We start from the raw sequence: 13,618 nt of genomic DNA, 5'->3' as shown, positions 1-13,618 counted from the left end.
GATCCGGCTGTCGCATGAATAGGGCGGCCGGCGGAGTACGCGGGCCGACTTGGTCGCGGCGCGATACGCCGGCCTCTGGGTCGCCGATCCCGGGGACTGGAGATCGCCCGCCGGCGCCGGTGCAGCGCCGGCGGGTAGGCATCGCTCAAGGCGTCATTTCGATTTCGTTCAGCGGCTTAGATTCCCGACCGGCGGTATTGTCTACACTCACCCAAGCCGCAGCGGGAGCGTCCGGCTCGGTTGTCTCTTGATCGAAAGATAAAAATATTTTATATTAGCAACTATTAAAATACCGGATTTGTCGCGATGATGGGAACACCTCGTTGGATGGGTTGGGTGGCTGCCGTGCTGGGCCTGCTGGCCGGATCGGCGCAGGCCGCCGAGTTGGCAACGGTGCCGGTTGCACGGGCGGATCTGCCACGCGTGTACCGCCTCGACGGGGTCGCCGAGGCGACCCAGCGGAGTACCGTATCGGCGCAGACCGCGGGGCGCGTGCTCGCAGTGGCGTTCGACGTCGACGATTTCGTTCGGCAGGGCGACGTGATCGTGCAGATCGATGACAGCCAACAGCAGGCGTCGGTACGCCAGGCGGAGGCGAATCTGCGTGCTGCGGCCGTCAAGCGCCAGGATGCGGCCCAGGAACATGAACGCGTGCGCGGCGCATTTGCCAAGGACGCCCTCCCCAAGGCGGACATGGACAGGGCGACCGCCGCCCTTCAACAGGCGCGTGCCAACGAACAGGCAGCCGAGGCCTCACTGCAACAGGCCCGTCAGGAGCTCGCCTATACACACGTGACGGCCCCGTACAACGGTATCGTCACCGAACGCCTGGTCGAGGTCGGCGAGACCGTGCAGCCGGGCAAGCCGCTGATGACGGGGCTGTCGTTGGACAGCATGCGGATCAGCGTCGACGTACCGCAGAACCTGATCGAATCGATCCGCAAGGAGCGCAAGGCACAGGCGCAGATCAATGACCAGTGGATCAGTGCCGAGGACATCACCGTGTTCCCGGTCGCCGACCCGCGTTCGGACACCTTCGAGGTCCGCTTGCAGCTGCCCGCGGGCACCGAGGGCATATTCCCCGGCATGTACGTGAAGGTCGGCTTCGTGGCCGGCGCCGAACCGAGCCTGGTGATCCCGCTGTCGGCGGTGGTATTTCGCTCGGAGATGATCGGCGTCTACGTCGTCAACGGCGACGGCAAGATCCACCTGCGGCATATCCGGCTCGGCAGCTCGGCCGGTGCCGAGCATGTCAGCGTGCTGTCGGGCCTGAGCGAAGGGGAATTGGTTGCAACCGACCCGGTGGCCGCCGTGATCCAGCTGAAATCGCAGCGCGCGGCGCGGGTGGACAATGAATAAGCTCGGCCTCTCGGGCGGGGTCGCCCGGCGGTTTCAGGCCACCCAGATCACGCCGCTGTTGGCGGTGGTCGGCCTGCTGCTCGGGGTCTTTGCGGTGCTCGTGACACCCCGCGAGGAAGAACCGCAGATCAACGTCACCTTCGCCAACGTCTTCATCCCCTTTCCCGGTGCCTCGGCGCGCGAGGTCGAGAGCCTGGTCGCGTCGCCGGCCGAGCAGGTGCTCGACGAGATCGACGGCATCAAGCACGTCTATTCGTCGTCGATGCCCGGCATGGCGGTCCTGACGGTGCAGTACGAGGTCGGCGAGGATCGTACCGACGCGATCGTCCGCCTGTTCAGCAAGATCATGTCGAACCAGGACTGGCTGCCGCAGGGTACAGGCGTTGGATCGCCGATCGTGAAACCGAAAGGGATCGACGATGTGCCGATCGTCACGGTGACGCTGTGGGCCAGGGACGCGCAGACCGGTGCATTCGAACTCGGCCAGGTGGCACACGCGATCGAGTCCGAACTCAAACGCGTCCCGGGTACGCGTGACATCTACACGATCGGAAGCCCGGACCACGTGGTCGCCGTCGAACTCGATCCTCAGGCACTGGCGGCCCGCGGGCTCGATCCGCGCGACCTGCGGATCGCGCTGCAGGCGGCCAACACGACCCGCGACAACATCCGTGTGCTGGCGAACGACAACGAGCTGCTGGTCCAGGCCGGGGTGTTCCTCAGCCATGCCGACGAGATCGGCGAACTGGTGGTCGGTGTTCATGATGGCAAGCCGGTGTTCCTGCGGGACGTCGCCAGCGTACGGCGTGGACCCGAGGATCCGCGTAGCTATGTCTGGATCGGGGCCGGTCCGGCCTCGACCGACGCGCAGTTGGGCGAGGCAGTCGAAGCGCCCGCCGTGACACTCGCCATCGCCAAAAAGCCCGGCACCAACGCGGTGGAGATCGCGCAGCGGGTGATCGAGCGTTTCAACCAGCTGCAGGGTATCTACATCCCCGACGGGATCGGTGTGCAGGTGACCCGCGACTATGGTGAGACGGCCGACGTCAAGGCCAAGAAGCTGATCAGCAAACTGGTGTTCGCGACTGCATCGGTGGTCCTGCTGGTGTTGTTTGCACTTGGCTGGCGCGAGGCAATCATCGTCGGTGCGGCGGTGGTCGTGACCCTGGCGATGACGCTGTTCGCATCCTGGGCCTGGGGATTCACCCTGAACCGGGTATCGTTGTTCGCGTTGATATTCTCGATCGGGATCCTCGTGGACGATGCGATCGTCGTGGTCGAGAACATCCACCGCCATCTGACGCTCGGCGTGCATAGGTTGCGCGAGGCGATTCCGGTCGCGGTCGACGAGGTCGGTGGACCGACCATTCTCGCGACCTTCACGGTGATCGCGGCGCTGCTACCGATGGCCTTCGTGACCGGCCTGATGGGCCCGTACATGAGCCCGATCCCGATCAACGCCTCGCTCGGCATGATGATCTCGCTGGTCGTGGCATTCGTGTTCACGCCGTGGATGAGCAATCGCATGCTGTCCAAGGTTGCCGACGGTCTCGCGGCCGGCGGCCATGGACACGACGAGAGTCCTGGTCTGGACCGGTTTTTCGACCGCGTCATGTCGCCGTTTCTGCTCGGAATCAAGGGTCACCGCAATCGCTGGAAGCTGCTGATCGGCATCCTGGTGCTGATCGCCGCCTCGCTGTTGCTGGTGGTGAACAAGGCGGTGATCCTCAAGATGCTGCCATTCGACAACAAGTCGGAGTTCCAGGTAGTCCTCGATATGCCCGAGGGCGTGAGCCTGGAGCGGACCTCGCAGGTCCTGAACGAGATCGGCGCTTATCTAGCGACCGTGCCGGAGGTGACCGATTACCAGGTGTATTCCGGGACCGCCGCACCGATCAGCTTCAACGGTCTGGTGCGCCAGTACTATCTGCGCGAGGGCGCCAACCTGGGCGACGTTCAGGTCAACCTGGTCGATGCGAAGCACCGCGATCGCAAGAGCCACCAGATCGCGCTGGCGGTCCGTGAACCGGTGCAGGCGATCGCCAGGCGGCACGGCGGCAATGCCAAGATCGTCGAGGTGCCACCGGGTCCGCCGGTGATGTCGCCGCTGGTGGCCGAGGTCTATGGCCTCGACTACGAGGGCCAGATCGCCGCCGCGAAGGCGCTGCGCAGCACCTTCGAGAGCACGCCCGACATCGTCGATGTCGATGATTCGGTCGAGTACCCCTCCGAGAAGGGCGTCGTACTGGTCGATCGTGCCAAGGCCGCACGCCTCGGCGTGCCGCAGAGTGCGGTGGTCGACGCATTGGGTATCGCGCTCGGTGGCGAAGACATGAGCTACCTGCATGCGACCCATCTGAAGTACGCCTTGCCGATCCGGGTGCGTTACAGCGAGGCCGATCGGGCCGACCTGTCGCAGGTGCTGGCGCTCAAGGTGCGCAGCCAGTCGGACGAGCTGGTGCCATTGTCCGAGGTGGTCGCCGTCGTGCCCGCCGTGCGTGAGTTCAGTATCCAACACAAGGATCTGCTGCCGGTGGTGTATGTGACCGGCGACATGGCGGGCAAGACCGACAGCCCCTTGTACGGCCTGTTCGAGATCTCCGCGCGTCTGAAGGACGAGAACGGGCCAGAGCAGTGGTTGCTGTCACAGCCGCTCAATCCGTATGACTACAGCATCAAATGGGACGGCGAGTGGCAGGTCACCTATGAGACGTTCCGCGACATGGGCATCGCCTACTCGGTCGGGTTGCTGTTGATCTACCTGCTGGTCGTCGCGCAGTTCCGGTCCTATCTGGTCCCGTTGGTGATCATGGCGCCAATCCCGCTGACGGTGATCGGCATCCTGCCGGGTCACGCGATCATGCAGTGGTTGACCGGCGGGGGGCAGTTCACCGCGACCTCGATGATCGGCATGATCGCGCTCGCCGGGATCATCGTGCGCAACTCCATCCTGTTGGTCGATTTCATCAACCAGGAGGTGCGGTCCGGAGTGCCGTTCGACCGCGCCGTGGTGCGTTCGGCGGCGGTGCGTGCCAAGCCGATCGTGCTCACCGGTCTCGCCGCGATGGCGGGCGCGTTCTTCATCCTGGACGACCCGATCTTTTCCGGGCTCGCGGTGTCGCTGATCTTCGGTCTGTTCGTGTCGACGATCCTGACGTTGATCGTGATCCCCGTGGTCTACTATGGCGTGATGCATACGCGGCTGACCGCGATCCACGCCGACTGAGGGTTCGCGGGCACCACACAGAACAAACCCCGCAGGTGCGCGGGGTTTGTTCTGCACAGTTATCCTCCGAGGAAAACCTCTTCGGCGAACCCTTGGTACCGTCGCCCCTTGGGGAGTCCGCAATCCCGATCTTCTCTGCCGTGGCAGACAATGCGCTGTTCAACCGGTGCTGTGCCCCGGCAAACCGGTCGGGCTGGTTCCCCAAGCGGTGCGACATCGCCGATCCCTGTCGGCGTACGGTGTCGGGACGAGCCCGACAGTTAAAGCCTAATCGCCAGGGCCCGGCTGTACAGTTGGGGTTTCCCCTAGGGGATCCCCCTGGGGGCAACTAAGGCGTTGATTCGACGGCATTCCAGCGGAAATTCCGGTGTATTCGCGTGCCTTCAAGTGTTAAGTCGATCATAGATCAGGAAGCCCGCCAGATAGGTGCCGACGGCCGATCCCAGGGTGCTGAGCAGGAATACCAGCAGGGTGCGGGATACCCGGTTTCGCCACCAGCCGCGCAGCTGTGCGGTGTCATGCCGCAGCCGGCCAAAATCACCGACCCGAGGCTTGCGCAGCCACAGTTCCGCCGCCGCGGTGACCATCCCGGCACCGATCGTCGGATTGAGCGAGGTGATCGGCGCCGCGACGAACGCGGTCAACACGGTCAGTGGATGGGCCGCCGCGATCAGCGCGCCGAGCGCCGACAGACCTCCGTTGATCAGCACCCAGTCACGCACGAGCAGCCATCCGAGGTCCGGGTTGCGCGTAAATCCGAGATAAAAGCCGAACGCAACGAGCGCGACGATCAGCCAGGGGATCGTGCGCGGCCAGCGTGCGCTGGGCGGTACCGTGTCGAGTTCACCCAGCACCGTCTCCGGCGGCAATGGGCTGTCCAGTTGCGCCGTGATGCCTTTCAAATGGCCGGCGCCGACCACCGCAAGAATCGCCCCGGCGGGGTTCTGCGCAGCGGCCTGCCGCAATTTCGCCGCCATGTAGCGGTCGCGCTCGGCGATCAACGGCTGGTACAGGTCGTTCCGGTCGTGTGCAAACTCGGCAAAGGTCGTCTCCAGCACATCGCCTTCCTTGAGATGTTCGATGTCGTCTTCGCTGACATTCTCACGCGATACCAGACTGGCCACCAGGCCGCTGAACAGTACCGCGCGACGCCACCAGCTGAGGCTGCGGGCGGTGCGTTTGAGCGTGATGCCGATCTCGCGATCGATCAGGATCACCGGCAGGCCATGCCGCTCGGCCAGGTCTATCGCCATGCGCATCTCGGCGCCCGGCTCGATGCCGAGTTGTTCGCCGAGGCGTTGCTGGTAGGCGGCCATTGCCAGATTTGCCATGACCATCGTGGCCTTGCCTTCGCGAAAGACCTGCATCAGGTCCAGGTCGGCGAGACGGTCGGGATTGTTCAGCGCGTCGAAACGGCTGGGGCAGAGTTCAATCGCGACCGCGGTATAGGCGCCGCTGTCCAGCGCTTCCGCGACCTGCTGTGCGCTGCTGCGCGAGATGTGCGCGGTGCCGAGCAATGCGACCCGGGTGTCGCCGAGCCTCAGCTCGCGCAGCAGGCTCGCGCTACCGGCGGCATCGTGATCGGTTGAGGTGATATCGGTTTCCTGGTCCACGCCGCGCATGATACCAGCCCGCGAACGGTGACAGCCGCAGTACCACTGTTTACCATGCGACGACGAATCCACGATACCGTACCGCCGATGCGCCTGCTCACCCTTGTGTCGATTCTGCTGTTGCTGTTGGGCTGCAAAAGCAACCCTGTCACCGACCTGCCCGATCCGCTGTATGCGAAGGTCCGGACATTCGAGGATGTCGTACGTTGGGGTGCATTGGAGAAGATGTACCTGTTTCTCAAGTACGATCCCGAAGCGCCACCCGTGCAGATTCCACCGGGACTCGACAACGTGCGCGTCACCGGTTACGAAGAGGCCGGCCGGATGACCGAGATATCGCCCGGCCGGTGGGCACAGACCGTGGTGATCGACTACGTGCTGACCGACCGCCAGGTCGTACGACAGGTCGTTGACCAGCAGGTCTGGGTGAGCGATGACGAGGGCAAGTCGTGGTATCGCGAGAACCCGGTACCCGAGTTTCGTTGAGCGGATCGATCAGCCAGCAGACTGATCCAGCCAGCGCAACAGGGTCCCGTACAGCGCATCCGGGTCGACCGGCTTGGTGAGGAAGTCGTTCATGCCGGCCGCGAGGCAGCGCTGGCGGTCTTCTTCGAATGCGTTCGCTGTGAGCGCGATCATCGGCGTCGTCGCATGGCCAGTGAACCGTCGGATTGCGCGCGTGGCTTCGAGGCCGTTGGCATTGGGCATCTGGATATCCATCAGTACCGCACCGTAGGCGTTTCCCTGCGCGAGGCGTTGCGCCTGAATCCCATCGTCGGCGACATCGACCCGCAGGCCCACGTCTTCGAGCAGCATGCGGATGATCTCCTGGTTGACCGGCTCATCCTCGGCGACCAGCACGCGACGCCCGGCGTACCGTTGAGTGAGGGCCTGTTCGGCGTTCGCTGTGAGCAGGGGCTCTGGTGCCACAGTGGTCATGCTGCCCTTGTCCAATATGACGGTGAACCAAAAGGTGCTGCCGCGTCCCGGGCTACTCTCCGCGCCGGCTTTTCCGCCCATCAGGCCAGCGAGTTTCCGGGTGATTGCGAGTCCAAGACCGGTGCCGCCGTACTGACGGGTATCCGTATTGTCTGCCTGCTGAAAAGAGGTGAAAAGCCTGGCCAGCTTGTCGGCCTCAATGCCGATGCCGGTGTCGCTGACCTCGAAACGGACGCACAGTTGCGTGTCTGTTTCGGATTCCTGAAGAGCACGCAGCACGATCGTGCCGGACTCGGTGAACTTGACGGCATTCGCCGCGTAGTTCAGCAACGCCTGCTGCACGCGTGGTGCATCACCCAGCAGTGGCTGCACGGCAATCTGCTGATCGATCTCGAGCTCAAGCCCTTTGGCCTGTCGTCGCTCCTCGATCAAAGCCGCGACATTGTGAATGACCCGGGTCACGTCGACCGCGATGTGTGCGAGTTCGAACCTGCCGGCCTCTATCTTGGAGAGGTCCAGGATCGCATTGATGACCTCCAGCAGATGTTCCCCGGCACCTTGCAGCTTGCGTAGCTGGCTGGCCTGCTGGGTGGTCACGCCCGAACGCTTGATCAGACTGGCCATGCCGAGTATCGCGTTCAAAGGGGTACGGATCTCGTGGCTCATGTTGGCCAGGAAGGTCGTCTTGGTGCGGTTTGCCGATTCCGCCGCATCGCGTGCCGCCACCAGTTCGGCGGTACGTGCAGTCACCTGCTGCTCGAGCAGTTCCCGATGTGCCTGCAATTCCTGCTCGGCGAGTTTTTGCCTGTCGATGTCGACGTGCACCCCGGTCATGCGTAGCGGTTCGCCCTGCGGGTCGCGTTCGATGATCAGGCCGCGGGCCTGGATCCATTTCCAGTATCCCAGTTTGTGACGCAGGCGGTATTCGACAACGAATTCATCGCGTTCGCCGCGCATGTGCTCCTGTACCAGCTTCATCACGTTGCGCCGGTCGTCGGGGTGCAGATTGTCCGCCCAGGCCTGGTAGGTGTTCGGGAACTCTTCGTCGGCGTAGCCGATCAGCATCTTCCACAACGGTGAAAAGTACACGTGATTGGATTGCACGTCCCAGTCCCATACGCCGAGGCCGCTGCCTTCCAACGCGAACTTCCAGCGCGCCTCCGCCTCGCGCAAGCGACCTTCGGCGACCTTCTGCTGGGTCACGTCGGTCCAGATCGCGACCACGTAGGTACGTCCGCCCACCCGCACCGGACGGTTCGTGACCCGCATGTGCAAGTCATGTCCTTTCTTGTGCCGGTGCAGGGTCTCGAAGTCGCCGACACCATCGTCGGCGATCTGCCTCATCATCCTGCGTATCGTGGTTGCATCGAACGCCGGGTTGATCTGCGACAGTTCCAGCTGGGCGAATTCCTCCCGTTCGTAGCCAAGGGTCGTGCACGCGGCGTTGTTGAACTCGACGATGTCCAGCGTGTTCACGTCGATCAGCACGATCCCGTCGGCGGCCTGCTGAACCAGGGCATCGAGTCGTTCGCGACTCTCCTTGATCACCTGCTCAGACCGGAAGCGCTCGCTGATGTCGGTGAAGATGGTGGCAAAGCCGTTGTTGCGCCAGGGTGCCACGGAGATCGAAAAGTGCATGTCCAGCGGCGCGAAATAGGTCTCGAACAGCGTCGGTCTTTGGGTCGATACGACCTGCGCGAATGTCTCGAGGTAAGGTGGCGATACGACCCCGTAAGCCTCGCACGAGAGCTTGTTCACGACGCGCTCCCGACTGACGCCAAGGATCTCCGCGAAGCGTGGATTCACGTCGATGATACGGTATTCGGTCGCGACGCCGTGCCCGTCGGCCACCATCTCGTGCAGGGCGACGCCCTCGGTCATGTTGTTGAACAGGGAGTGAAAGCCCGATTCGCTGTCGCGCAGAGCCGCTTCTGCAAGCTTGCGGTCGGTAATGTCCCTGCACACCGTGAACACCACGGGGCGACCATCGACAATGACCCCGCTGGCGCCAACCTCGACATCGAACTCTGTGCCGTCTTTGCGCCGATGGCGGGTTTCGAACCGCGTGTTGACCTGGGAAAGATCGGCAAACTGTTCGCGTATCTCCTGCTGGCTGAACGTCGCTTCCCAGTCCCAGGTGTGCAGCTGCAGCACCTCGTCGGGCGCGTATCCGAGCATCTCGGCAAAACGTCGGTTGGCCTCGACCACGCGATGTGACCCGTCGATGATCGCAATGCCGTCGACCGATGCCTCCATCAGGTGCTGGCGACGCGCGTCCATGGCGCGCAATGCCTGCTCGGTCACCAGCCGGGCACTGACGTCATGTGCCATGGCAATCACAGCAGGGTCGCCCGAGTAGCTGCCGCGCGTCAGGTGCATCTCGACCGGGAAGACCTCGCCGTCACGTGCGGTCCACATCAAAAAGCGTTGCGCGGTACCCTGAGCCGCGTCGGCGAAGCGGCGCCCCAAGTCGGCAGGATTGTTGCGCCCGGGCGCTGCGAGATCCGACAGTGAGCACCCGAGCAGTTGCTCGCGCGGCATTCCGTACATCGACGAAGCCGCGCGATTGGCGTCCAGCACCTGTCCGTCCAGGCTTTGAACGAAGATCGTCTCATCGACGCTGTCGAACAGGCTGCGCCAATTGCGCTCCCGCGTGCCCGCTGCATCCTCGGCGTCCTGCCGGGCAGCATCGTGCACGGTGATGTCCGAATACACGCCTGTGCTGATCCAAGGCCTGCCGCGCGCATCCCACAGCTCGGTGCGTCCGACGGCACGAAGCCAGCGCCAACCGTCCGTTTCGCGGACACGGAACGCGATGTCCAGTGGTCTCCGGCCGGCGATGGACGCCTCGATCCCGGCCTGCACGCGGCGCATGTCCTCGGGATGCAGTCGGGACAGCAGCGTACGCAGCCGTATCCCCGCCGCCACCTTCTGCGCAGCGCCGGGGAGCCCTGCGGGCACGCCGGTCGCACGCAGCCGATCGGCGGCGTGGTCGTATCTCCAGGTGCCGACGCCCAGCGCTTGCAGGGACTCGGCCAGGATGGCGTCGCGCCGGCCGTCGATGGGCGGGTCGGTGGTGTCCGGCACGGCGTCGGTCACCCGGGTTCGGCAGCGAAATTGAGGCCTCGCGGATCTCTCATGGGACGTGTCCTGTGTGGTTGCACCGCATCGATATGGATGCGTCCCCGCCGGAAGGCGGAATGTCTGTTAGATCGGCGCGACTTCGGCAATCTGGAGACCGCCGAACCCTCCACCCAGCGTGCCGCCGGGCGGCCCAATGGCGGCGTTGTCGGGCGCCTCGTGCGCCAACAGCCGCAAGTCTCCGGGGCGGGTGAGGCCGGTCCCTCAGTCGGTCCCGGTCTGGGTCACTGCAAGTACCACCGGTGCGGCGACGCCATAGCCCTGTGCGTAGTCGACGCCGATGCGACGCAACTCCGACATCGTGGCGGCGTCCTCGACGAACTCTGCGATCGTGCGCAGGTTCATCGCGTGGCCCACGTCGTTGATCGCGTTGACCATGACCCGGTCGATCGGGTTCTGGGTGAGGTTTCTTACGAACTCGCCGTCGATCTTCAGGAAGTCGACGGGAAGGGCCTTCAGGTAGCCAAAGCTCGACAAGCCGCTGCCGAAGTCGTCGAGCGCAAAGCGGCAGCCGTCGCCCTTGAGTTCCGTCATCAGGTCTATCGCCGATGACATGTTGGCGATCGCGGCGGTCTCGGTGACTTCGAAACACACCTGGCGGGGATCGATGTCGAACCGTTTCAGTTGTTCGCGGATATAGCCGAGTGTGGCATCGTCGGCCATCGTTTCACCGGACAGGTTGATGCTGAACCAGCCCTCCGGATTGCCCGGCCACAGGAGCTGGGAGCGCTGCATCAACTGGAAAGCCCGGCCGATGATCCAGCGGTCGATCTCCGGCATGATGCCGTACCTTTCCGCAGCCGGTATGAACGCATTCGGCGCGATCAGTTCGCCGTTCTCGTCGAGCATGCGAACCAGGATCTCCTGGTGCATATCCGCGTGGTTGCCGGCGTGAACCGGAACGATGGACTGCCCGAACAACACCAGGCGGTCGTCGGTGATCGCCTTTTGGATACGCGAGACCCACTGCATCTCGCCACGCCGTGTGGTGAGCTCGGCGTCGTCGCGCAATGAGAGATGGACACGACCGCGACCCTTCTCCTTCGCCAGGTAGCAGGCCGAGTCCGCGGCGCTCATCGCCGCCTCGACGCTCTCCAGTTGGGCGTCGATCGATGCGACGCCGATGCTTGCCCCGATCTTGAAGGTGTGTTGTTCCCAGACGAACCGGAAACTGCGGAGCGTCTCCAGCAGGCCGTCGGCGATGGCGCGCGCCTTCTGTGGGCCGCAATCGCGCAACAGCAGACCGAACTCGTCACCACCCAGGCGCGCCAGGCAGTCGGTCTTGCGGGTCTTCTTCTGTAGCAGCTTGGTCAGTTGTCGCAGCAGTTCGTCGCCTGCCACGTGTCCGCAGGTGTCGTTGACCACCTTGAACTGATCGAGATCGACGTAAAGAAAGGCGTGCTCGGAGTCGTCGGCGCGACTGGCACGCAGCGCGTCGCGCAGTTCCATCTCGATGACGCGGCGGTTGACCAAGCCGGTCAATGCATCGTGCGAGGCTTGGTAGGACAACTGCACCGCCAATTCCCTCGTCGCGGTGTCGTCGTGAAATACCAGCACCAGTCCGACTCCGCGGCCGCTTTCGTCGCGTATGCGTGAAGTGGAGTGCTCCACCGTCAGCGTCTTGCCATCGCGCCGGGTAAGTTCGGTGTTTTCACTGTGCTGTTGCTCGCAATCACCGGCAAGGCAGCTCGCGAAGGCCGGTCTGCTCCCGGACCTGTCCATGTCGCGGGCGTCGAACACCTCACCGAGGTGCATGCCGGCGGCTTCGGCCAGCGTCCAACCGGTCAGCTGTTCAGCGGCCGGGTTGAGATATTGCACGCGACACTGTGCATCGGTGGTGATCACGCCATCGACGATCGAGCGCAAGGTTACCTGCGCCTGGTCGCGCTGGTACTGCAGCGCCTGCTCCGCGGCCTGGCGCTGTGTGATCTGCTGCTGCAGGGCGTCGACCGTTTCGCTCAGTGAATGCGTGCGTTGCGCGACGATAAGCTCCAGCTGACCCTGGTAGTCCCTGAGCTTCGCCTCCGAATGCTCGCGCCGCGCGACCTCCTGTTGCAGCGTCCCGTTGGTCTGCGAGAGTTCGCTCAGACCGTTGTCGATCGCACGCTGCAGGCGGCCTCGTGTGATGCTCCAGGCGGTGAACAGCAGGATCTCGACGACCAGGAAACCGAATGCGCCGATGGCCAGATTGGTCTTCAGCGTCTTGTCGGCGGCCGCGAGCGGGCCACTGGCATCGCGCCACGCCACGACCATTCCGATCGGCGGCTGTGAAGGATCAATGGTTCGGAGAAAGTCGCGGAACGGGAAGCTGTAGACGCCGTAGGGCGTGCCGTTGATCCGGACGATCTCTGCCTGCCGTCCGCCGAGTGTCGCCGTGACTTCTCGGTCCTTCAGCATCTGCCGGACCGTCGGTTCATCCGACGTGGCCTCGATGAACCATTCGCCGGCCAGCGGCCGTTGTTTGAGCAGTTGCGCCGCGTACGCCGGCCAGTGGGTGCGCCGGAAATGGGCTTCGGTCATCAGTACCGCATACAGGGTCCCGGTGTCCGTCTCGAGCATTTGCAGCATCTGGGCGAACGAGCTGCCGGCCTCGAGGGCGCCGACGACCTGTGCCGGCGCATCTTGGTCCCCGTCGGTGGTGATCGGCACGACGCCACGGATGCCCGGATAGACCCGCCCCGACTCGAACCCCTGGGTCGGCTCGTTGTTGCGGATGGCATGTGTGATCGTGTGCCGCACCGACGACAGGTCATCACCGAACTTGGAGGGCTCGTGCACGCGCAGAAACGACGTGTCGCCGGGCCCCAGATGGAAGTGCAGCTGACGTACCTGGTAGTCGCCGGTGATCTTCTGCCAACCGGGCGAGATCAGGTCGAACAGGCGCTGTCGCAGGGCGGCGGCACGTTCGCCGCCGCGGCCGCCACCCTCCTGTTCGACAGCGCGACGGCCCTCGACAAACAGCGCCTGTACCGCGGGCTGGTTGGCCAGATAGGCGGCGAACTGCTGCATCTGCAGGCCCTGGTTGCGCAGATTGAGTTGGAATGTGGTCTCCTGGCGGACGCCGTCGGCGGTCAGGTTCTCAAGCACCACCGCATGGGTGGAGTGGTAGTTGAAGTAGATCAACAGCGCGTCGCTCATCGCGATGATCAGGCTGACGACCCAGAACGCTCGGTCGACCCGACGCGGACCGCCGGCGACTCGGCGACTGGAGGGGGCGGTGGTGGTCGCGGCAGCGTTCGGCAGTTCTGGCATCGATGTGTTCGCGGCGACTGTGCTGTGCGCCGAACGCACAGCGGTGTGTCGTTTATAGCGACCGCAGCGCGTTCGACTTGAAGGTCGG

General features: G+C 64.1%; 6 protein-coding genes. 3 read left to right on the top strand and 3 right to left on the bottom strand.

The window, feature by feature from the left end; genetic code table 11:
- Window positions 1-306: 306 nt before the first annotated feature.
- Complete coding sequence (locus tag H6955_13690) at window positions 307-1,359, top strand: efflux RND transporter periplasmic adaptor subunit (protein ID MCP5314604.1); 1,053 nt, start codon at window positions 307-309, stop codon at window positions 1,357-1,359.
- On the top strand, window positions 1,352-4,585 hold the full coding sequence (locus H6955_13685; protein MCP5314603.1) for an efflux RND transporter permease subunit: 3,234 nt from the start codon (window positions 1,352-1,354) through the stop codon (window positions 4,583-4,585). Before H6955_13690 ends, H6955_13685 begins: the two co-directional genes overlap by 8 nt.
- A gap of 383 nt (window positions 4,586-4,968) precedes the next feature.
- On the opposite strand, the gene H6955_13680 is transcribed toward H6955_13685, so the two are convergent.
- Window positions 4,969-6,207 carry a TraB/GumN family protein gene (locus H6955_13680; GenBank protein MCP5314602.1) on the bottom strand — a complete coding sequence of 413 codons (1,239 nt, stop codon included), beginning with the start codon at window positions 6,205-6,207 and terminating at the stop codon, window positions 4,969-4,971.
- A gap of 45 nt (window positions 6,208-6,252) precedes the next feature.
- Here H6955_13680 and H6955_13675 point away from each other — a divergent pair, with 45 nt between their 5' ends.
- Window positions 6,253-6,684, top strand: coding sequence for a hypothetical protein (locus H6955_13675; protein ID MCP5314601.1), 432 nt, complete (start codon window positions 6,253-6,255; stop codon window positions 6,682-6,684).
- A 9-nt stretch (window positions 6,685-6,693) separates the two neighbouring features.
- Here H6955_13675 and H6955_13670 read toward each other — a convergent pair whose 3' ends face one another.
- On the bottom strand, window positions 6,694-10,236 hold the full coding sequence (locus H6955_13670) for a PAS domain S-box protein (protein MCP5314600.1): 3,543 nt from the start codon (window positions 10,234-10,236) through the stop codon (window positions 6,694-6,696).
- 246 nt (window positions 10,237-10,482) lie between these two features.
- Entirely contained in the window at window positions 10,483-13,530 is a 3,048-nt protein-coding gene (locus tag H6955_13665) for an EAL domain-containing protein (GenBank protein MCP5314599.1), read from the bottom strand.
- Window positions 13,531-13,618 lie beyond the last annotated feature (88 nt).

Source organism: Chromatiaceae bacterium, assembly GCA_024235395.1.
GTDB lineage: Bacteria > Pseudomonadota > Gammaproteobacteria > Chromatiales > Chromatiaceae > Thiosocius.
This window is presented reverse-complemented; position numbering and strand designations above follow the sequence as displayed.

What these genes read in the sequence shown, in the direction of transcription:
- H6955_13690 (MCP5314604.1), top strand. Translation starts at nt 307, where the DNA reads ATGATGGGAACACCTCGTTGGATGGGTTGGGTGGCTGCCGTGCTGGGC.
- H6955_13685 (MCP5314603.1), top strand. Translation starts at nt 1,352, where the DNA reads ATGAATAAGCTCGGCCTCTCGGGCGGGGTCGCCCGGCGGTTTCAGGCC.
- H6955_13680 (MCP5314602.1), bottom strand. Translation starts at nt 6,207, where the DNA reads ATGCGCGGCGTGGACCAGGAAACCGATATCACCTCAACCGATCACGAT.
- H6955_13675 (MCP5314601.1), top strand. Translation starts at nt 6,253, where the DNA reads ATGCGACGACGAATCCACGATACCGTACCGCCGATGCGCCTGCTCACC.
- H6955_13665 (MCP5314599.1), bottom strand. Translation starts at nt 13,530, where the DNA reads ATGCCAGAACTGCCGAACGCTGCCGCGACCACCACCGCCCCCTCCAGT.